The 20,777-nt window shown below is 45.9% G+C and carries 20 protein-coding genes and 1 other RNA gene; 7 read left to right on the forward strand and 14 right to left on the reverse strand.

The annotated features are described in order from the left end of the window. Positions 1 to 16 precede the first annotated feature (16 nt). From VEA_RS14855 to rsmI, 5 genes are all read right to left on the reverse strand, one after another. Entirely contained in the window at positions 17 to 1,810 is a 1,794-nt protein-coding gene (locus VEA_RS14855) for a penicillin-binding transpeptidase domain-containing protein (protein WP_006743237.1), read from the reverse strand. Continuing rightward, the gene (gene ftsL / locus VEA_RS14860; protein ID WP_012842154.1) at positions 1,807 to 2,124 is read right to left on the reverse strand and encodes a cell division protein FtsL; all 318 of its coding nucleotides are present in this window, start codon (positions 2,122 to 2,124) and stop codon (positions 1,807 to 1,809) included. Before ftsL ends, VEA_RS14855 begins: the two co-directional genes overlap by 4 nt. Positions 2,125 to 2,129: 5 nt before the next feature. Further along, the gene (rsmH, locus tag VEA_RS14865) at positions 2,130 to 3,080 is read right to left on the reverse strand and encodes a 16S rRNA (cytosine(1402)-N(4))-methyltransferase RsmH (protein ID WP_006743238.1); all 951 of its coding nucleotides are present in this window, start codon (positions 3,078 to 3,080) and stop codon (positions 2,130 to 2,132) included. A gap of 229 nt (positions 3,081 to 3,309) precedes the next feature. Next, an RNA gene (rnpB, locus tag VEA_RS22990) (RNase P RNA component class A) lies at positions 3,310 to 3,737 on the reverse strand. 167 nt (positions 3,738 to 3,904) lie between these two features. Continuing rightward, positions 3,905 to 4,768, reverse strand: coding sequence for a 16S rRNA (cytidine(1402)-2'-O)-methyltransferase (rsmI, locus tag VEA_RS14875; RefSeq protein WP_006743239.1), 864 nt, complete (start codon positions 4,766 to 4,768; stop codon positions 3,905 to 3,907). Positions 4,769 to 4,836: 68 nt separating this feature from the next. On the opposite strand from rsmI, the gene VEA_RS14880 reads away from it, so the two are divergent. The 4 genes from VEA_RS14880 to VEA_RS14895 are packed head-to-tail and all read left to right on the forward strand — an operon-like array spanning position 4,837 to position 8,284. Beyond that, on the forward strand, positions 4,837 to 6,648 hold the full coding sequence (locus VEA_RS14880) for a penicillin-binding protein activator (protein WP_006743240.1): 1,812 nt from the start codon (positions 4,837 to 4,839) through the stop codon (positions 6,646 to 6,648). After that, on the forward strand, positions 6,635 to 7,003 hold the full coding sequence (locus tag VEA_RS14885) for a YraN family protein (RefSeq protein WP_012842156.1): 369 nt from the start codon (positions 6,635 to 6,637) through the stop codon (positions 7,001 to 7,003). The genes VEA_RS14880 and VEA_RS14885 overlap by 14 nt, the downstream gene beginning before the upstream one ends. Positions 7,004 to 7,006: 3 nt before the next feature. Beyond that, the gene (locus tag VEA_RS14890) at positions 7,007 to 7,597 is read left to right on the forward strand and encodes a phosphoheptose isomerase (RefSeq protein ID WP_005372901.1); all 591 of its coding nucleotides are present in this window, start codon (positions 7,007 to 7,009) and stop codon (positions 7,595 to 7,597) included. A gap of 21 nt (positions 7,598 to 7,618) precedes the next feature. Beyond that, on the forward strand, positions 7,619 to 8,284 hold the full coding sequence (locus tag VEA_RS14895; protein WP_012842157.1) for a BON domain-containing protein: 666 nt from the start codon (positions 7,619 to 7,621) through the stop codon (positions 8,282 to 8,284). Positions 8,285 to 8,354: 70 nt separating this feature from the next. Here the strand turns inward: VEA_RS14895 and sspB are convergent, their stop codons facing one another. The 8 genes from sspB to zapE form a co-directional block, all read right to left on the reverse strand. Beyond that, the gene (gene sspB / locus VEA_RS14900; protein ID WP_031780550.1) at positions 8,355 to 8,840 is read right to left on the reverse strand and encodes a ClpXP protease specificity-enhancing factor; all 486 of its coding nucleotides are present in this window, start codon (positions 8,838 to 8,840) and stop codon (positions 8,355 to 8,357) included. 17 nt (positions 8,841 to 8,857) lie between these two features. Further along, complete coding sequence (sspA, locus tag VEA_RS14905) at positions 8,858 to 9,493, reverse strand: stringent starvation protein SspA (protein WP_005372897.1); 636 nt, start codon at positions 9,491 to 9,493, stop codon at positions 8,858 to 8,860. Positions 9,494 to 9,589: 96 nt separating this feature from the next. Beyond that, positions 9,590 to 10,327: a cytochrome c1 gene (locus tag VEA_RS14910; RefSeq protein WP_005372881.1), complete on the reverse strand. Its 738-nt coding sequence runs from the start codon at positions 10,325 to 10,327 to the stop codon at positions 9,590 to 9,592. Next, positions 10,324 to 11,589, reverse strand: a complete 1,266-nt coding sequence (locus VEA_RS14915) for a cytochrome b (RefSeq protein WP_005372880.1) — start codon at positions 11,587 to 11,589, stop codon at positions 10,324 to 10,326. The genes VEA_RS14910 and VEA_RS14915 overlap by 4 nt, the downstream gene beginning before the upstream one ends. Then, positions 11,589 to 12,179: a ubiquinol-cytochrome c reductase iron-sulfur subunit gene (gene petA, locus VEA_RS14920; protein WP_005396462.1), complete on the reverse strand. Its 591-nt coding sequence runs from the start codon at positions 12,177 to 12,179 to the stop codon at positions 11,589 to 11,591. The genes VEA_RS14915 and petA overlap by 1 nt, the downstream gene beginning before the upstream one ends. A gap of 618 nt (positions 12,180 to 12,797) precedes the next feature. Continuing rightward, complete coding sequence (gene rpsI, locus VEA_RS14925; protein WP_005372876.1) at positions 12,798 to 13,190, reverse strand: 30S ribosomal protein S9; 393 nt, start codon at positions 13,188 to 13,190, stop codon at positions 12,798 to 12,800. Positions 13,191 to 13,205: 15 nt separating this feature from the next. After that, complete coding sequence (gene rplM / locus VEA_RS14930) at positions 13,206 to 13,634, reverse strand: 50S ribosomal protein L13 (RefSeq protein ID WP_012842158.1); 429 nt, start codon at positions 13,632 to 13,634, stop codon at positions 13,206 to 13,208. A gap of 250 nt (positions 13,635 to 13,884) precedes the next feature. Then, positions 13,885 to 14,988 carry a cell division protein ZapE gene (gene zapE / locus VEA_RS14935; RefSeq protein WP_012842159.1) on the reverse strand — a complete coding sequence of 368 codons (1,104 nt, stop codon included), beginning with the start codon at positions 14,986 to 14,988 and terminating at the stop codon, positions 13,885 to 13,887. Positions 14,989 to 15,183: 195 nt separating this feature from the next. On the opposite strand from zapE, the gene zapG reads away from it, so the two are divergent. The 3 genes from zapG (at position 15,184) to degS (ending at position 18,453) form a co-directional block, all read left to right on the forward strand. Further along, a complete protein-coding gene (gene zapG, locus VEA_RS14940) occupies positions 15,184 to 15,627 on the forward strand; it encodes a Z-ring associated protein ZapG (protein ID WP_005395919.1) in 444 nt (147 codons plus the stop codon). Between the two features lie 203 nt (positions 15,628 to 15,830). Then, entirely contained in the window at positions 15,831 to 17,198 is a 1,368-nt protein-coding gene (locus VEA_RS14945; protein WP_005395920.1) for a Do family serine endopeptidase, read from the forward strand. A gap of 190 nt (positions 17,199 to 17,388) precedes the next feature. Continuing rightward, on the forward strand, positions 17,389 to 18,453 hold the full coding sequence (gene degS / locus VEA_RS14950) for an outer membrane-stress sensor serine endopeptidase DegS (RefSeq protein ID WP_012842160.1): 1,065 nt from the start codon (positions 17,389 to 17,391) through the stop codon (positions 18,451 to 18,453). A 38-nt stretch (positions 18,454 to 18,491) separates the two neighbouring features. Here degS and parC read toward each other — a convergent pair whose 3' ends face one another. Further along, a complete protein-coding gene (gene parC / locus VEA_RS14955) occupies positions 18,492 to 20,777 on the reverse strand; it encodes a DNA topoisomerase IV subunit A (protein WP_006743360.1) in 2,286 nt (761 codons plus the stop codon).

The raw sequence follows: 20,777 nt of genomic DNA on the forward strand, positions 1-20,777 counted from the left end.
CAGTAAGCCACTCAGCTTACTGCTGGAATTTGTTTTCGTCTGGTGCAACATTGAGTATTTGTAGCGCGCCTTTCATGATTTCAGAGAAGACAGGAGACGCTACCGAACCACCATAGTAATCATCACCTTGAGGCTCGTTTACGATCACAACCAATGCAATTCGCGGATCGCTAACCGGAGCAAGCCCTGCCGTATAAGTGATGTACTCATCGCTGTATCCACCTGCAGACGCTTTACGTGAGGTACCTGTTTTGGCTCCCACTCGATAACCAGGAACTGCCGCTCGACGAGCTGAGCCTCCTTTTTGGGTTACGGTTTCCAGCATGTCCAAGACCTGGCGTGCGTACTTTGCACTCACTACTTGGCGCGACATGTCATGATCATTGCTTTCGATAATATGGATTGGCTCGTATTTGCCGAGATTTCCAAGCGTCGCATAGGCATGCGCTAACTGGATTGGCGTTATCGATAGACCATAACCAAACGCAATCGTGGCACGTTCAATAGGAGACCATCGTGTTCGTGTCGGGAAGATACCAGTCACTTCCCCAACGAGGTTCAGACCAGAAAGCTCACCAAAGCCCACAGAGCTGTACAGACCGAGCAGCGCCTCTACTGGCATTTGCATTGCCAGCTTCGTCACACCGATGTTACTCGATTTTTTGAGGATCGTGGTCAAGCTCGCTTTACCCACGCGGGATACATCTCTTACTCGGCTACCACCTAAACGAAGTACACCATTACCGGTATCTACGATGGTATCTTTATCGGCTACCCCATTTTCTAAGGCGGCTAAAATAACGAAAGGCTTAATGGTGGAGCCTGGCTCCATCGAGTCCGTGATCACTCGGTTACGCATTTTATAGCTTTGCCAGTCGCTACGATTGTTTGGGTTGTAGGAAGGCGCATTCACCATGGCCAATACGGCGCCGGTTTTCACGTCCAACATAACAACGGAGCCTGACGTGGCGCGATGGTCCGCAACGGCTTGTTTAATCGCACGATAAGCAATCGCCTGTAGGCGCTGGTCGATTGTCAACTGGAGTGACTTACCTTCTTGCTTGTCTTGCCACGCAATGTTTTCTACGACGCGGCCATAACGGTCTTTACGAATGGTTTTCTTACCTGCGGCGCCAGTAAGCCACTCATCGTAGCTACGCTCAACACCCTCTAGACCATGCCCATCAATCCCCGTCACCCCAACTAAGTGAGCACTAACCTCACCGGCAGGATAGTAACGACGAGATTCTGACTTAAGACCCACACCAGGCAGCTTTAGCTCACGAATATAGTTCGCCATGGCTGGACTCACTTGGCGCTGCAAGTAAATAAAGCGGCGCTTTTCATTGTGCTTGATCTTGTCTATCAACCCTTGTCGGTCAACACCAAGAACATCCGCTAATGCATACCAACTCTTGGTCTGGCTTAAGGCATTTTCTTTAAATATCGTCGCGGGATCCGCCCAAACGGCCTCAACAGGCACACTGACAGCGAGCGGCTCACCATTTCGGTCCGAAATAATACCGCGTGCAGAAGGAATGGATTTCACACGAACCGAGCGTAGGTCACCTTGTTTAATCAGGTTATCCGGTTCAATGATTTGAATATAGGCTACGCGCGCCACCAAAAGTGCAAATGCACAAAAGACAAAAAACAGTAATAGATGGAAGCGCCAACGAATCAGAAAGGATTCTTCAACCGCCACTTTCACTGCTTTTTTCTCGGTTTTCGTATCCCCCGAAGCGTTTTTTTCTTTCGCGACAGGTTTACGCTTGTTGCTTGGTTTCGTGTTGGTTTTCTTTCTAATCATTTGAGCGTGACAACCACTTCTTTATCGCCATCAGGTCGTTTCATTTCAAGTTCTTTTTTGGCAAGGTCTTGAACACGACTGTGTTCCGCGAGGGCCGTTTCTTCCAACATCAGGTTGCGCCATTCGCTATCTAAACGCTCTCGTTCAACCAAAGTGTGATCTTTTTCGGTGATCGCTTGACGCGCATGGTGGGTAGCAAATACCACTCCCATTGCCGATGCCACGATCAATAGCAACAACAGTAATGGCCAGCGACCAACGGTGATAAGATCCGTTGCAATCAACTTAGCAAGGTTAGGAGTGGGTTTCGTCATAATAATTAAAGCTTTTCTGCAATTCTTAGCACAGAGCTGCGCGAACGAGGGTTCATTTCAATTTCTTGTTTGCTTGGCTTAATCGCTTTGCTCACCGCTTTCATATTCGCACTACCAAGAGCACGAATTTGCTCTTCAGTCATTGGAATGCCGTGTGGCACTTCAGGTCCTTTGCTCTCTTTACGGATAAAACGTTTGACCATACGGTCTTCCAGAGAGTGGAAACTAATGACAGATAAACGACCTTCAGGAGCCAGAATACTTGCCGCGCCTTTTAGTGCCGTATCAATTTCTTCTAACTCACTGTTGATGTAAATACGAAATGCCTGGAACGCACGAGTCGCAGGGTGTTTTTTCTCTTTAAAGCTTTTGGGGGCAGCATCTGAGATCAGCTTCGCGAGCTGGCCAGTACGTACCAGCGGTTCATTTTCTTCGTCTTCACGGTAGGCAACAATCGCTTTGGCAATACGGCGCGCGTGTTTGTCTTCACCAAACTCACGAATCACCCAAGTAATATCATCTAAGTCAGCTTCCATTAGCCATTGAGATACGGGAATACCTGATGTTGGGTCCATACGCATATCTAGCGGGCCGTCTTTCATAAAGCTAAAGCCACGCTCTGCGTCGTCTAACTGCGGAGAAGAAACACCTAAATCCAGCAGAACGCCATCAACTTTGCCAACCAAGTCATACTCTTCAGCATACTCAGCAATACCAGAAAATGGACCATGAATGATGGTGAAGCGAGGATCATTGATTTTGCCTGCTTCAGCTATCGCTTGAGGGTCACGATCGATGCTGTACAGTCGGCCGTTTTCTCCGAGTTTAGATAGAATAGTCCGGCTGTGACCGCCACGGCCAAATGTTCCATCGATATAGATACCGTCTGGTTTGATAGCTAGGCCATCAATGGATTCATTTAATAACACGGAAATATGTTGGAAGGTTTCGGTCATAGCTTTCTCGTTGAATGATCTTGAAGCGATTTTAAGATATGTTGCTCTCTCATGCTGAATATTTATAGCAAAAGATCAACCTACCATAGTGTACTGATTTCCCACATCATCGCCACCTCAAGTCTAAAGTCAGACGTGATTTAACGCCAAGTTTATTGGTAATGACAGGGTTTGCGTCAATAAAATGCAAAAAACCCATCACTACAAAAAGTAGTGATGGGTCTCGAATAGTTGGAGTCGACACATAAGCCGGGTTCTGTTCCGCTTGCGCGGCGGTAGCCATTCGTCTAGGCCAGCAATCGCTCACTGGCTCAAGCAACCTACCCGCCTCCTTACGCGAGCAACGCAATGTGGAGGCCTATTTGGTCTTGCTCCGGGTGGAGTTTACCCTGCAACGAACTATTGCTAGTCGTCCGGTGCGCTCTTACCGCACCCTTTCACCCTTACCTGTGCCCTAGGGCCATCGGCGGTCTTCTCTCTGCTGCACTTGTCGTAGGCTTGCGCCTCCCAGGCGTTACCTGGCACCCTGCTCTATGGAGCCCGGACTTTCCTCCCCTTTACCAGTCTCCCGAAGGACGTCAACGTCAGTCTCCCAAAGGACTTCAACGTCAGTCTCCCGAAGGACATCAGTAAAGCAGCGACTACCCAGTCAACTCCGAGGCCGGATTGTATAGAGTTATCTACTCAGAGTCTAGTGAGATCACAGATATGATGAAATGAATGCACTAAGTGATGACTTTTTAGTCAAAGCGCCAAAAATAGATAATAAAAAGGCCGATGCCTAAACATCAGCCCTCATTGACCATTTATATCGCTAGCAGCACTTAGTCTAAGTTTTCTAAGCCCCATTTATATAACGCATTCTTCTTCAAGTTATGTATTTCTGCCACCAAAGCAGCTGCTTTTTTCAAAGGCAGCTCTTTGGTCAAAATCCCTAACGTGCGTAAAGCATCATCTGGCAATGAGTCGTCCGCGGTTTCGCGATGACCATGTACCAACAATACCATTTCGCCACGCTGTTGGTTATCGTCACCTTTCACCCACTCAATTAACTCACCTAATGGCATACCTTGAATGGTTTCAAAGGTTTTCGTTAGTTCTCTCGCCAACACGACTTCTCTATCTGGGCCAAGAACGTCTAACATGTCTTGTAGAGAATCCAAAATACGGTGCGGTGACTCGTAAAAAATACACGTACGCTCTACCGAAGCAATCTCTAGGAATTTATCCTTACGGCCTTTGCTTTTCGGTGGTAAAAAGCCTTCGAAGCTAAAGCGATCGGATGGCAAGCCTGATGCACTTAACGCCGTAATGACCGCGCAAGCACCAGGAAGCGGCACAACTCTAACGCCCGCTTGACGACATTTTGTCACCAAATGGTATCCTGGGTCGCTGATAAGTGGCGTACCAGCGTCAGAAACTAACGCGATAGACTGACCGGAAAGCAGCTTTTCTACCAAAACCTGTGCTTTTTGCTGCTCATTATGATCATGCAGAGCAAAAGTTTTGGTTTGAATATTGAAGTGAGACAGTAATTTACCCGTATGTCGAGTATCCTCAGCAGCAATGATGTCCACCGTCGACAGAATTTCGATAGCACGTTGGGTGATATCCGCTAAATTTCCGATTGGAGTCGGTACGATATAGAGAGTTGGCCCCTCATTCGGCAACTTATTTTTATCTGTCATTTGTTTACCATCACTTCAACGATTAATATAGAGACAATTTTGTACAAAATTATAGAGAACTCACGGCAATGATTAACCATAAGAGACTCAGTGTACCACGCATACTTACTCCTGTTGCACTAGCAATTACGCTCGCCGCCTGTTCTTCAGGTCCAAGACAGCCTGATGGCGTTGATGTAACACTTGAGCCTACTCAGTCTGTTCAGAACTATATGATCCAAGCTGATAGCACGGAAGGCAGTTTACGAAATGACTGGTTGATCATGGCAACCAAAGCCGCTATTCAAGCGAACCAGTTTGATCAAGCAGAACTGTTGATCAAACGTCTGGCTCGACAACAGTTGACCGAAGTTCAGCAAGCGGAGTGGCAACTGGCGCGTGCGACCATACAGCAAAAGCAAGGTAATTACTCGCAGTTGCTGCAATTGTTAAACTTTAAACCTTGGTGGAAATTGCCAAACGAGCAATGGAAAGACTATTACTTGATGCGTGCCGACGCTTATCAAGGCCTTAACCAAGCGTTTGAAGCAAACCGCCAGCTGGTTGCATTTGGTCAATACGCCTCGTCAGCAGAGCAGAGGGAAATCTCTAGCCGTATTTGGATGAACTTTGGCAGCTACTCAGAATATGAACTCACCTCATTAGAAACAGAGCCGAATGAGGATGTTCTAGACGGCTGGCTTCAGCTAGCTGTTTATGCAAAAACGCTATCGGGCAACCTGTCCCAACTTAAAAATACGCTAGAGCGCTGGTTAAGCGAAAACCCTTCGCACCCTGCTGCTATCTATACACCAGAAGAGATTCAAAACATTCTCTCTCTTGATATCGTGAAGCCAAACAATACTGCTTTATTGCTGCCGCTGACGGGTAAGTTCTCGCCACAAGCGCAATTAATTCGTGATGGTTTTGTGTTTGCGATGATGAATGATCGTAATCGAGATCCTAGTGCAACACTTACGGTGATTGACACCAATGCGTATAACGCTGACCAAATTAAACAACGCTTGATCAATAAAAACATCGATTTTGTTGTTGGCCCTCTAGAAAAAGAGAACGTGGAGTTGTTGCACACAACCATGGATGGCTCAGCAAATGGCCCTACCATTCCAGCCCTTGCGCTAAATATCCCCGAGGATGTGCAACCAGATAGCAATATTTGCTACTTGGCATTATCACCGGAACAAGAAGCCGCACAAGCTGCAAAACACTTGTTCAGCGAAGGCTACAACTTCCCTCTTATTCTTGCACCAAAAGGCAGCTTTGGAGAGCGTGTAACTGAGGCTTTCAACAAAGAATGGCGAAAGTACAGCTCTAACAAAGTCGCAGCAAGTTACTTTGGTGACAAGCGCCAACTTCAAAAAGACATCAATGAAGTATTTGGCCTGCAAGAGAGCAAGCAGCGTATCGCCCAGATGCAATCATTAATGCGAATTAAGCTTGAAACACAGCCACGTAGCCGTCGTGATGTTGATGCGGTTTATATCGTAGCTAGAAGCACTGAGCTGACTTTGATCAAGCCGTTTATCGAAGTAGCGATTAACCCTGATGCGAAAGCACCACAAATCTTCTCTAGTTCGCGTAGCAACAGTGGCGGCGCGACATACGAAGATCTAACAGGCATCATCTACAGCGACATTCCATTGCTGATTGACCCAGATCCTAGCGTGACCGCTGAAATGAACGAGCTTTGGTCAGAGCAATCTAACATGGAAAAACGTTTGAAAGCACTCGGTATGGATGCATATAAATTGATCGGTGAACTTCCACAAATGAAGGTCGTTCCTGGTTACTCAGTCGGTGGCCAAACCGGTATTTTAAGTATCGACAACAACTGTGTTGTACAGCGTGAATTGAGCTGGGCTGAGCGTGGGGCTCTTTAGTAAGCGCCAAATCGGAAATCAATATGAAGCTCTGGCGAAGCACTATTTGCAACGCCAGGGTTTGCGCTTTATTGAACAAAATTTCCTGACCAAGGTCGGTGAGATTGATTTAATCTTCCAACAAGGTGAAACTATCGTGTTTGTTGAAGTCAAATATCGTAAGAATGATCACTTTGGCTCAGCAGCAGAAATGGTAACGCACGCAAAAATGCGCAAGCTAATCAAAACTGCACAAGTTTGGCTTAGCCAACAAAAGCGCTTAAAACACAATATCGATTATCGGTTTGATGTCATCGCTATTCATGACAATGGGCGAGATATCAACTGGATAGAAAACGCAATCTCTGAAGGATAAGCGATGCTAGACAGCATTAAAGACAGCTTTACAGAAAGTATTCAAATTCAAATCGCAGCAGCAGAGGCGCTGCCCGATGCCATTACTCACGCGGCCCAAGCGATGGTCTCAAGCTTGCTCAATGGCAACAAAATTTTATGTTGTGGTAATGGCGGCAGTGCTTCAAACGCTCAACAATTTGTTTCTTGTCTTTTAAACCGTTTTGAAACTGAGCGCCCTAGCCTACCTGCAATGGCCTTAACAGCCGATAATACAACCCTGACCGCTGTTGCAAACGACTACCACTACCAGGAAATTTTCTCAAAACAGGTGCGAGCGTTTGGCCAGCCAGGCGACATTCTGCTTGCCATGTCGACTAGCGGTAACAGCAAAAATATTATCAAAGCGATGGAAGCGGCCGTAACTCGAGACATGACGATTATCGCGCTAACAGGAAAAGATGGCGGTGAGATGGCAGGACTGCTTGGTGAGAACGACGTCGAAATTCGCATTCCATCACACCGCACTGCACGTATTCACGAAGTACATATGGTGACACTCCATTGTCTTTGTGATCTTATTGACCAGGTGCTTTTCCCTGCTCATGAAGAGTAACCAAGACTGAGGGTCAGAATTATGATACGTAGCTTTGTTATCTTATTAACAGCATTGAGTTTAAGTGGTTGTGCTGGCTTGTTTATCGCTGGCGCTGCAACCACAGCAAATATTGTCACGGACACACGCAGTACAAAACAAATTTGGCAGGACAACAACATCGAATTCGAAGTTGCAGCGATCGGTAACAAGGCGCCGTTTAAAGGTGAAGTTCGTGTGGTTGCCAGCTCTTATAACGGTACGGTTGTTCTTATGGGTCAGGCTCCAACGCAAGACCTTATCCATGCTTTGGAGCGAAGAGCTCGAGAAGTTAGTGGTGTGAAAGTCATACACAATCAAATCAAACAAAAAGAGCCACTCACTGTCACTCAAATTAGCAACGACAGTTGGATCACAACCAAAGTAAAATCAGCCTTGCTGACCGACTCTGAACTCAATGGCGTTAAGGTTAAAGTGATCACTGAAGACGGCGACGTTTTTCTGTTTGGTTATGTCACACCAGAGCAAGGCGAGCGAGCGACAGAAATCGCGCGTAATATCTCTGGCGTAAAACAAGTCATTAAAGGGTTCCAATATGGCGAAATGGAACCTGTTGAAGTGGACTTACCGAGTGACGGTGTACAAACAATAGAAAGTGAGACAAACGCGGAAAATGAAGCCAACGTCGAAGCATTTACGATTGAGTAATTGCGAAACATCACTTGAAAACACGTCAAGACACTAAAAAGAAAAAAAGCAGCGTTACGCTGCTTTTTTATTATTTAATCACTCTTAAGCTTGGTTTGCCTTTTGGTCGAGGAGCATCGTCCTCTTCGGCATCCGAATCAGAGGCTAACTCAGAAGGCTCATCGCTAACCGTTGTAAACGATGGGGATGATTCTTCCTCGGTCATCGCTTCTTCTTCGATGTGAGTGTACGCTTCTTCTGGTTCAAACATAGTACCAGCACCATTCTCACGCGCATAAATAGCTTGGACAGCATACACAGGCACAATTACTGAGTGTGGACGGCCGCTAAAGCGAGCATGGAAGGTAATCGCATCATTACCTAACTCAAGATTACCCACCGCACGTGGTGCAATATTCAAAATAATTTGACCATCTTGAATAAACTCAACCGGTACACGTACGCCCGGCATCGTTGCATCCACCACCAAGTGAGGAGTCAAGTCATTGTCTACTAGCCAATCGTAAAATGCACGAAGCATATACGGACGGCGAGCAGTCATTTTTGCAATATCCATAACGTGTTTAAAATCGCTTAGCGAACTAGGCGCATTTCACGTTCAGCTTCAGTTAAAGAAGCAAGGAACGAATCACGTTCAAATACGCGGTTCATGTACACCTTGATTTCTTTTGAACCAGGGCCAACCAGATCGATACCAAGTTGAGGCAGACGCCACAATAATGGAGCTAGGTAACAGTCGATCAAGCTGAATTCTTCGCTCATGAAGTACTCATATTCAGCAAAAATTGGCGCTAATGTTAGAAGATCATTACGCAGCTTTGTGCGTGCTTTTTCTGATTCTTCCGCATTACCTTTCATCACTTTTTCAGCGAGTGAATACCAGTTGCGTTCGATACGGTACATCATCAAGCGGCTGTTGCCACGAGCAACAGGGTAAACCGGCATTAGAGGTGGATGAGGGAAACGCTCGTCCAAGTACTCCATGATGATTTTTGAATCGTAAAGAGCTAGCTCACGGTCAACAAGAGTTGGCACTGATTTATATGGGTTTAGCTCAACAAGCTCAGCAGGAAGGTTTGCTTCGTCAACAAGCTCAACTTCAACACTTACGCCTTTTTCAGCTAGTACAATGCGAACCTGATGGCTATACAAATCTGATGCACTTGAGAAAAGAGTCATCACAGAACGTTTATTGGCAGCTACAGCCATGGAGCCCTCCAGTACACTTACAAATAAAAACAATGGAGGCTAAGCCTCCATTGTACATCAATTAAAATTGGGAATTAGCACGGTATTTTAGCACAATTAATGCACATCGCGCCAATACTCTTTCTTGAGCATCACGACAACGATGGTTAGAAGCACTAAGAAGCCCATTACCCACCAACCTAAAGCATGACGCTCAAGTTGCACTGGGTCACCTGAATAAACCAAGAAGTTCACTAGGTCACCAACCGCTTTGTCGTATTCGCCTTCGCTCAGCTCACCCGTACCGTCTGTTTCAGTACCAACAACAACTTGTACTTCTTCGCCATCTACGATTTTCGTATCGTAAATCGGCGTCGGGATACCTTGTAGCTCTTCGAGCACATGTGGCATACCAACACTCGGGAAGACAATGTTGTTCACGCCGAATGGACGAGATGGATCAACATAGAAAGAGCGTAAGTAAGTGTATAACCAATCAGCACCACGAACTCGTGCAACCAACGTAAGATCTGGTGGTGGAGCACCAAACCAGTTTGCCGCTTGCTTCGGTGGCATTGCGTTGACCATTAGATCACCGATTTTCGCTTCAGGATTGAAAATCAGGTTTTCTTTCATTAAGTCTGTTGGAATTTCCAAGTCTGTTGCTACACGCTCATAACGCTGATACTGCGTTGAGTGACAAGCAAAACAGTAGTTCATGAACAACTTCGCACCGTTTTGTAGCGAAGCTTTATCCGTTAGGTCAACATTCGCTTTATCAAGCGGAACGTTAGCCCCCGCTGCCATCGCTAGTGATGGCAACATAGCAAATAGAATTACAATCCACTTCTTCATTTGAATGTCACCCTCTCTGGTAATGGTTTGGTTGCTTCATTTTTGCTGTAGAAGAACAGCAACACAAAGAACATGAAGTAACACAAGCTAAAGATCTGAGATAGTAGTGTGTACGTTGGTGTTGCAGGTAACGCACCTAAAATACCCAGAGCGATAAAGGCGATAGTGAACTGTACAATATTCAACAGATGAAGTTTGCTACGGTAACGGTATGAACGAACTTTACAACGATCCAACCAAGGTAGAACAAACAGCACTGCAATTGAAGCACCCATTAGGATAACACCTAATAGTTTGTCTGGAACCGCACGTAAGATTGCGTAAAACGGCGTGAAGTACCATACAGGAGCAATGTGCTCTGGTGTCTTCAGTGGGTTGGCCGCTTCAAAGTTAGGCGGTTCAAGGAAGTATCCTCCCATTTCTGGGTTAAAGAACAGCACGTAACAGAAGAAGAACAAGAAACCAGCCACACCAACTAAGTCCTTAACCGTACCGTATGGGTGGAAAGGAATAGAGTCGATAATGTCGTATTTCTTCGTGTAGTAATCGTGGAACTTGAACTGTGTCTTGTAATCATCGCCCATTGAACCTTTTGGTAGCTTAGTTTCAATACCATCAGGGTTGTTTGAGCCGACTTCGTGCAGCGCCAATACGTGCAGAACCACAAGAAGAAGCAGAACGATAGGCAGTGCAATAACGTGTAGTGCGAAGAAACGGTTTAACGTTGCACCAGAGATGATGTAGTCACCACGGATCCAAAGCGTTAGGTCATCACCGATAACAGGAATCGCACCAAACAAAGAAATGATTACCTGCGCACCCCAGTATGACATCTGACCCCATGGCAGTAGGTAACCCATGAATGCTTCAGCCATTAGAACGAGGAAGATCAACATACCGAAGATCCACAGTAGTTCACGAGGTTTTTGGTATGAGCCGTAGATCAAGCCACGGAACATGTGCAAGTACACAACAACGAAAAAAGCAGATGCGCCAGTTGAGTGCATGTAACGTAGAAGCCAACCGTACTCTACATCACGCATGATGTACTCGATAGAAGCAAACGCACCGTCACCAGAAGGAACGTAGTTCATCGTTAGCCAAATACCCGTTAGGATTTGGTTAACCAGAACCAGCATCGCCAGAGAACCGAAAAGGTACCAAAAGTTGAAGTTCTTAGGCATTGGGTATTCAGACAAATGCTTTTTATAAGCATTCATTGCAGGAATACGCTTTTCAACCCAGTCTAACATTGCTTGCATTATGCATCCCCCTCATCAACACCCACAATGAGCTTGGTGTCGCTCAAATACATGTGCTTAGGAACGACAAGGTTCAATGGAGCAGGTACCCCTTGGAACACTCGACCAGCCATATCGAACTTAGAACCATGACAAGGACAGAAGAAGCCAGATCTTACGCCCTGGACCTGCTCTGAGAAAGAGTCTGGTAGATAGGTTGGTGAACAACCTAGGTGAGTACAGAAACCAACAGCGACAAAAAACTCTTCCTTAATCGAACGAAACTCATTCTGAGCGTACTCAGGCTGCTGTTCCATTTCAGATTGCGGATCACGAAGCTTATCGCCGATCGTTTTTAAGTTATCTAGAACGCTTTGAGTGCGGCGAACAATCCATACAGGTTTCCCCTGCCACTCGACACGAACCAGCTGACCTGGTTCAATTTTACTTATATCCACTTCCACCGGTGCACCTGCCGCTTTGGCTTTAGCACTCGGATTCCATGATTTGATAAAAGGCACGGCGACGGCGACTGCCCCTAACCCACCAACAACTGCCGTTGTAGCGGTTAGAAAACGCCTGCGACCGTTATTTAAAGGCGCGTTGCTCATCCAAACATTCTCCCATTTGCTCCCTTTGGATCGTTATTATTCCGCTTATAAGAGCATGGCTAACAAATAATGAATTTAGTTCTATTTATTGGAGGGAAATGATAAAGAAAACCCTACTTTTTGACAAGATAAAGCTACCTTTTTGTAACATTTGTGAGGCAAATCGCTCGCGTCGTCACAAAAGCGGCAGAATTATAAAAAATTGATGTGATTTGTAACAAGAAAGCACAATATGGAAGTTCTGCTGAAAGCTATTCAAACCTTTTATCTTGGTAGTTTTCAGTTAATTACACAGCAAAATATTTCTTAGTGCGCATTCAACTTACGTTGTTTGTATTTTCACTTTTGTAGCACGCCGCATACGCAAAAAAGACGAGTAGGCATTTTAAAACATGTTGCAGGGATATTAAGACGTAAAGGCACCCACAGCAGATAAATAAGCTTATAACGTATGGTAAGGAAGAAGCCTTACTCTGAGCCTAGTTATAAGTGAATACAAATGGATATTGATAGGCAGGTATTATTTCTTTAAAAACAAAAAAGCCCGGCATAGAGCCGAGCTTTTGGTACACAGTTTCCAGAGTAACTCTGAAAAGCAGAATTTCCAATAAGAGGAAATTAACGCTTAGAGAACTGTGGACGACGACGTGCTTTACGTAGACCAACTTTCTTACGTTCAACGCAACGAGCGTCACGAGTAACGTAGCCAGCTGCGCGTAGAGCAGGACGTAGAGACTCATCGTATTCCATAAGCGCGCGAGTGATACCGTGACGGATAGCACCAGCTTGACCAGAAATACCGCCGCCTTTAACTGTTACGTAAAGGTCTAGCTTTTCAGTTAGTTCAACAAGTTCTAGAGGTTGTTGTACAACCATGCGAGCTGTTGGACGACCGAAGTATTCGTCAAGGTTACGCTTGTTTACTACAATGTTGCCGCTGCCTGGTTTAATAAAAACACGTGCAGCTGAGCTTTTGCGACGGCCAGTGCCGTAGTATTGATTCTCTGCCATTTTCGAAATCCCCAATTAGATGTCTAGTACTTGTGGTTGTTGAGCAACATGGTTGTGCTCAGCGCCTGCGTAAACTTTAAGCTTACGGTACATAGCACGGCCTAGAGGACCACGTGGAAGCATGCCTTTAACTGCAAGCTCAAGAACCATCTCAGGTTTACGATCGATCAACTTTTCAAAAGTGATAGATTTTAGACCACCTGGGAACTCAGAGTGACGGTAGTACACTTTGTTCTTAGCTTTGTTACCAGTTACAGCAACTTTCTCAGCGTTGATAACGATGATGTAGTCACCAGCGTCAACGTGAGGAGTGTATTCAGCTTTATGTTTGCCACGTAGGCGAGATGCAATTTCACTTGCTAGACGACCAAGAGTTTTACCTTCAGCGTCTACAACGTACCAGTCGCGTTTTACAGTTTCTGGTTTAGCAACGAAAGTTTTCATGCTAATAATAACCCGTTAATTAAAATTTAAACTTTAAGGAACACCGTTCTGGTGCTCCCACACTGTCTAAGAGCCCAGTCATCACCCCTTCGAGTCGTTGGTACTCTCGACCTTCAATTTCGAAATAACTTCGATAATCCGGTCTGCAGTAACGGTGGGTCGCAGGATTATAGAGAAGAGCGAAGAAAAAATCACCTTTTTTTGCGCCAAATCACTAATTTTTTCTTCACTTTTTAAGAACCCACTAGATTTAGGCCAAATGCTCACGCGCGAGGTACTCATGACTTTGCATCTCAGTGAGCCGAGACAAACAGCGCTTAAATTCAAACTCGAGCTGCCCCTCAGTATATAAGTCTTCCATTGGTACTTCAGCAGAAATAATCAACTTCACATTGCGCTCGTAAAACTCATCGACCAGTGCGATAAAACGCCTCGCAGCGTCATCTATTTTTCGGTTCATCTGTTGAACGTCCGCCAATAATACCGTGTGATAAATTCGGGATAGCTCAATATAGTCATTTTGACTGCGAGCGGTTTGGCATAACTGAGCAAAAGACGCATGCAGAACCCCATCACTCGCTTCAACTACCTCAAGCTTACGGTGATTAACTTCGATTTGATGAGCGACGATCTGACGCTCGCCCGTCAGCTGCTGATAATACTTGTTGAGGTTAATGTTGGCCTGTTCATCAAGTGGATAATGGTATATTTCGGCCTGTTCAAGCGTTCTTAAGCGATAATCAACGCCACTATCAACATTCAACACGTCACAGCGTGCCAAAATCATATCAATTGCAGGCAAAAAGCGCGCTCTTTGTAAGCCATTACGATATAAGTTCTGCGGTTCGATGTTTGAAGTCGCGACTAGGATCATCTGTCGCTTGAACATCTCTTGGAGTAACGTTGCAAGGATCATCGCATCCGTAATGTCAGAGACAAAAAATTCATCAAAGCAAACCACATCCGCTTCTTCTTTGAATTTATCCGCTACTTTTGCTAGCGGATTTTCGACATCACCTAACAGCTTCAACTCATCATGTACTCGATACATGAAACGGTGAAAGTGTACGCGCATTTTTCTTTGGGTTGGTAAAGCATCAAAAAACGCATCCATGAGGTACGTTTTACCGCGTCCGACTCCTCCCCAAAAGTAAAGACCTTTTGGGGGTTCAGGCATGTCGATTTTTTTCCCCATGAGCTTTTGCCATTTGGAAAGCTGGGGCACAGGAGCTGACTGAAATTCAACGATAGCATGGTAAAGCTTATCTAATGCAACGACCGCTTGATACTGAGCTTCATCACGCTGAAACCCGTGTTCTGCTATGTCTTTTTGATATTGTTGTAGTGGTGTCATCGTATTAAGTCGTATAGAGGTACTGGGAAAAGGGTTACCTCGGGGTCAACTTTGAGAATAGAGAGAAGTAGTTATCAGTCCCCGAAGACATACTGCTATTTTTCTTTATCGGCTGTTCAAGCCATAGTAACATGGACTAGCACCGCGTGTAACTAAGTAGTAAAAGACTTGTTAAAACAACTATAAGGAGCAGTTATGCCTTGGATTTATGCCATTGTGGGTTTGCTGGTCGGTACAATCGTAGGCGTAGTCATTAGTAGACTAACCACCCCTGAATACAAGAAACAAAAGTCTGTGCAGAAAGAACTTGAAGCGGCCAAGTTTGAACTAGAGCAACAACGTCAAGAGCTCGTCGATCATTTTGCACAAACCGCAGAAATGTTGGATACACTAGGTAAAGATTACACCAAGCTGTACCAACATATGGCTAAGACCTCTTCTGAGCTTTTGCCAAACTTGCCAGAGCAAGACAACCCGTTTGATAAGAAAACGGCAATGTCTTCTGAAGCTATTGCAGAAGATCAACCAGAGTTTAATGAACAGCCAAAAGACTACGCCAATGGCGCAACGGGTCTTTTAAAGGATCAAGAGAAAGAAATCATTAATGCTCCCGAAGCGGTAACCGCAAAAGCATCATAATCTTCTCTTACCTCTACCTATTAGGGCCGATACATTTGTATCGGCCCTTTTTTGAACTTTTTCTCCTTACCTTTGCTCTAACTTGGATGTGAACTGCCTCCCCCTTTGATTATCCGAACTAGGCCCTATATTAGTTATTAACAAAGTGAACTAACCGTTCGGATATTTCTTTTTGGCAGACATGTTTCAAGAGGAGTTATTGGATGAAAAAACCACTGCTTGCGCTCACCGTTCTATCTCTGAGTTTGGGCTCTATTATTGCGCCAGTTCAAGCCACCGCCGCATTACCTTTAAATGTGGATGGCCAACAGTTACCTAGCTTGGCGCCCATGCTTGAGAAAGTAACCCCTGCTGTTGTGAGTATTGCTGTAGAAGGCAAACAAGTACAAACCAGCCGTATTCCCGAACAATTTCAATTCTTCTTTGGACCGGACTTTCCGATGGAGCAAAGGCGTGAGCGCCCGTTCAGAGGTTTAGGTTCTGGTGTCATTATTGATGCGAAAAAAGGGCATATCGTCACTAACTACCACGTAATCAAGGGCGCGGATGAGATTCGAGTTCGCCTCTATGATGGTCGCGAGTATGACGCTACGCTCGTTGGCGGAGATGAGATGGCCGATGTTGCGTTGCTTAAATTAGAAAAAGCGAAAAACTTAACGCAAATTAAAGTCGCAGATTCCGACAAACTTCGCGTAGGTGACTTTACGGTTGCGATTGGTAACCCATTTGGACTCGGTCAAACCGTGACGTCGGGCATCGTCTCAGCGTTAGGCCGTAGTGGCTTAAACGTTGAAAACTTCGAAAACTTCATCCAAACCGATGCCGCAATTAACAGCGGTAACTCTGGTGGTGCATTGGTCAACCTTAATGGTGAGCTGATCGGTATTAATACTGCGATTTTAGGCCCTAACGGCGGTAACGTGGGGATTGGCTTTGCGATTCCATCAAACATGATGAAAAACCTCACCGAGCAAATTCTAGAGTTTGGTGAAGTCAAACGCGGCATGTTGGGTGTGCAAGGTGGCGAAGTAACCTCTGAGCTAGCTGATGCACTGGGTTACGAGTCGAGTAAAGGGGCCTTTATTGGTCAAGTCGTACCGGACAGCGCAGCCGATAAAGCTGGATTGAAAGCCGGTGATGTAATTGTATCGGTAAACGGCAAAGCGATTAATACTTTCTCAGAGCTCCGCGCAAAAGTGGCAACGCTGGGCGCAGGTAAAGAAATCACATTAGGTGTGGTTCGAGATGGTAAGAACAAAACCTTTGATGTAACGCTTGGCGAATCTACAAATATGAAAGCCAAAGCCGAAACATTACACGAAGGGCTCAAGGGTGCGGAATTAAGCAATACGACACCAAGTGATGCGATTCAAGGCGTTAAAGTATCAAGCGTTGCAGATAACTCTCCGGCTGCTCAATATCAATTACAACAAGGTGACATCATTATCGGTGTGAACCGTCAGCGCGTGAAAAACCTTGCTGAGCTTCGTGCAATCGTGGATAAACACAAAGGCGTATTGGCTCTGAATATTCAGCGTGGCGAACGTACTATTTATCTTGTTATTCGTTAGTCACTTTCAAAGTGATAGGAAATAAGGTTTTCGATGCATAGCACCGAGTAATAAGCCTCGAATACTTTTCCTTATCGCTCAATAGCTAATGAAAAGGGCAGCACGATTCCGTGCTGCCCTTTTGTTATTTTTCAATGTAATGCTATTCTTCATCTTCTATGCCATTTTGGCGCTCATGCATGGAGAGGATATGCTCAGCTTTTTATTACGTTCTGTCTTTTTAGGCTTGGCTACTGCCGCAGTGGTATTACTGGCGGTGCCATCTTTGCGCCACAACGTAATTCCTGCCGCGCTAGATCCGCAACCTGTTAATATCGCATCCGTTGAGTTGACATTTAATCAGGCGGTGCGAAGAGCAGCACCTGCCGTAGTAAACATCTACAGCCGTAAATATCTTGAAAATGATCGCAGTAAACTCTCGACTCAAGGTCTGGGTTCTGGTGTCATTGTCAGTGAGAAAGGCTACATCATTACCAACTACCACGTGGTTGCTCAAGCAGACCAAATTGTTGTCGCATTACAAGACGGTAGAGCCGCGGCAGCTCAGCTAGTTGGCACGGATAAACGCACAGACATTGCCGTACTGCGTGTCGAAGGTTCAAATTTACCTGTTATTCCTCTGAACTCGAATTACAAGCCACAAGTGGGTGATGTGGTCCTAGCCATCGGTAACCCATACAACCTTGGACAAACCACAACGTTCGGCATTATTTCAGCAACAGGACGCTCATCGATTAGCGACGGTCGCCAAGCATTCATTCAAACCGATGCCGCCATCAATGAGGGCAACTCTGGCGGTGCTCTAGTGAACACACAAGGTGAGCTCGTCGGCATCAATACCGCCTCTTTCCAACAAGCGACTGATTTAGAAACTTACGGTATTTCCTTTGCGATCCCTGCGCCACTAGCCAGCAAGATCATGCAGAAAATCATCGCTGATGGTCGCGTGATTCGTGGCTATATTGGTATCGACGGCCAAGACATTAATGCGGTCACTGCTCGCCTACTTGGAAATGAACACATAGGTGGTATTGTCGTGCTTGGTATTGATCCAAATGGTCCAGCCAATGCGGCAGGCTTCCAAAAGCAGGACATCATTATCAGTATTGATGGCAATAAAGTGCAAGGGCGTCAGAGCGTCATGGATATCGTCACCGATTTACGTCCTGGCACCACCGTGGACGTCGGCATCATTCGCAAAGGAAAAGAGATGAGCTTGAAAGTCACCATTGCCGAAGACAAGCAAGAAGCATAAAAAATCCCAGCCATTGGCTGGGATTTTTTATTTGTGCGTTACTCGCTATCGCTCGGTGCTTCCGTCGTATCGGAATCATCCAGCTCAACTTCAATGCGAGTGACTCGCTGCAAACCTCTTGGTAATAACCCACCTCGGCGACCACGTTCGCCACGGAAGTTATCAAGGTCAGACGGTTTAAGACCCAACTTTCGCTTACCCGCGTACAGCGTTAACGATGCACCTTTTGGTAAAGACATTAAGTGAGATAGTACTTCTTCTCGCTCTTTTGCTTTAGCAGCAGGAATATTGATGATCTTATTCCCTTTACCTTTCGCCAGTTGTGGCAGGTCTTTGATTGGGAACAGCAGCATGCGACCTTGGTTAGTGATTGCTAAGATTTCATCAGAATCTAAATCTTCAATCGCTTTTGGCGTCATGACCTCAGAGTTAGCCGGCAAAGTGACCAGCGCTTTACCACTGCGGTTTTTAGACAGCAAGTCAGCGCCTTTACATACAAAGCCGTAACCTGCATCAGAGCCCACCAGCCACAGCTGATCTTCTTCACTCATGATCACTTGGCGAATACTGCTACCAGCCGTAATATTCAAACGACCGGTAATCGGCTCACCTTGACTACGAGCAGAAGGCAGCGAGTGCGATTCCAGAGAGTAACTTCGACCGTCACTACCTAGGAATACCGCAGGCTGATTACTCTTACCTCGCGCGTGCGCTAAGTATTTATCACCCGACTTATAGTTCAGGCCTTCTGCATCTACGTCATGGCCTTTCGCGTGACGAATCCAACCTTTCTCAGAAAGCACAACCGTGATTGGTTCACTTGGAACAAGATCACGTTCAGTGAGCGCTTTTGCCTCTGCACGCTCAACCAATGGAGATCGACGGTCATCACCGTATTTCTCTGCGTCTGCTTTAATTTCTTTTTTCAGTAGTGTGTTTAGACGGCGCTCAGAACCGAGTAGCTGTTCTAGCTTCTCGCGCTCTTTCTCTAGCTCGTCTTGCTCACCACGAATCTTCATCTCTTCTAGCTTGGCTAGATGACGAAGTTTGGTGTCTAGAATCGCATCCGCTTGGATATCGGTAATACCGAAGCGTGCCATCAATACCGCTTTAGGATCATCTTCGGTACGGATGATCTCAATCACTTCATCTAGGTTTAGGTAAGCAACCAACAAACCTTCCAAAATGTGTAAGCGAGCCATGACTTTGTCTAGGCGGTGTTGTAGACGACGACGTACGGTCGTGCGACGGAACTCAATCCACTCTGACAGAATTTGCACCAGACCTTTAACTTGAGGACGATTATCCAAACCAATCATGTTCAAGTTAACGCGGTAGCTGCGCTCAAGATCCGTTGATGCGAACAAGTGGTTCATCAACAAATCACAATCGACGCGGTTTGACTTAGGTACCACAACGATACGCGTTGGGTTCTCGTGATCCGACTCGTCACGAAGATCGTCAACCATTGGTAGCTTCTTCGCACGCATCTGGTTGGCGATTTGCTCAAGCAGTTTTGCACCCGATACTTGGTGTGGCAGAGAGGTGATAACGATATCAGAACCTTCTTTGTGCCATACCGCGCGCATCTTGATGCTGCCGCGACCATTGCGGTAAATCTTCTCAATATCCGCTTGCGGCGAGATGATTTCTGCTTCTGTTGGGTAATCCGGACCTTTAACATATTGCATCACGTCCGGCAGTTCTGCTTTCGGGTTGTCGATCAAATGAATAGTCGCATCTGCGATTTCACGAACGTTATGCGGTGGGATGTCTGTTGCCATACCAACCGCAATACCGGTTACACCGTTAAGCAAGATATGAGGCAGACGTGCTGGCAACATTTGTGGCTCTTTCATTGTGCCATCAAAGTTAGGTTGCCATTCAACCGTGCCCTGGCCCAGTTCGCCTAGCAATACTTCAGCAAACTTAGACAGTTTTGCTTCGGTATAACGCATTGCCGCAAATGATTTCGGGTCATCTGGCGCACCCCAGTTACCTTGACCATCCACTAATGGATAGCGGTAAGAGAATGGCTGAGCCATCAATACCATCGCTTCGTAACACGCTGAATCACCGTGCGGATGGTATTTACCTAACACGTCACCAACGGTACGTGCAGATTTTTTGTATTTTGCTGATGCGGAGAGACCAAGCTCTGACATCGCATAAATGATGCGTCGTTGAACCGGCTTTAAGCCATCACCAATGTATGGCAAGGCGCGGTCCATGATGACGTACATCGAGTAGTTCAGATAAGCGTCTTCAGTGAACTTGCGCATTGGCAACTGTTCGACGCCATCGTAGGTAATTTCTGTAGACAT

The organism is Vibrio antiquarius (assembly GCF_000024825.1).
Lineage (GTDB): Bacteria > Pseudomonadota > Gammaproteobacteria > Enterobacterales > Vibrionaceae > Vibrio > Vibrio diabolicus.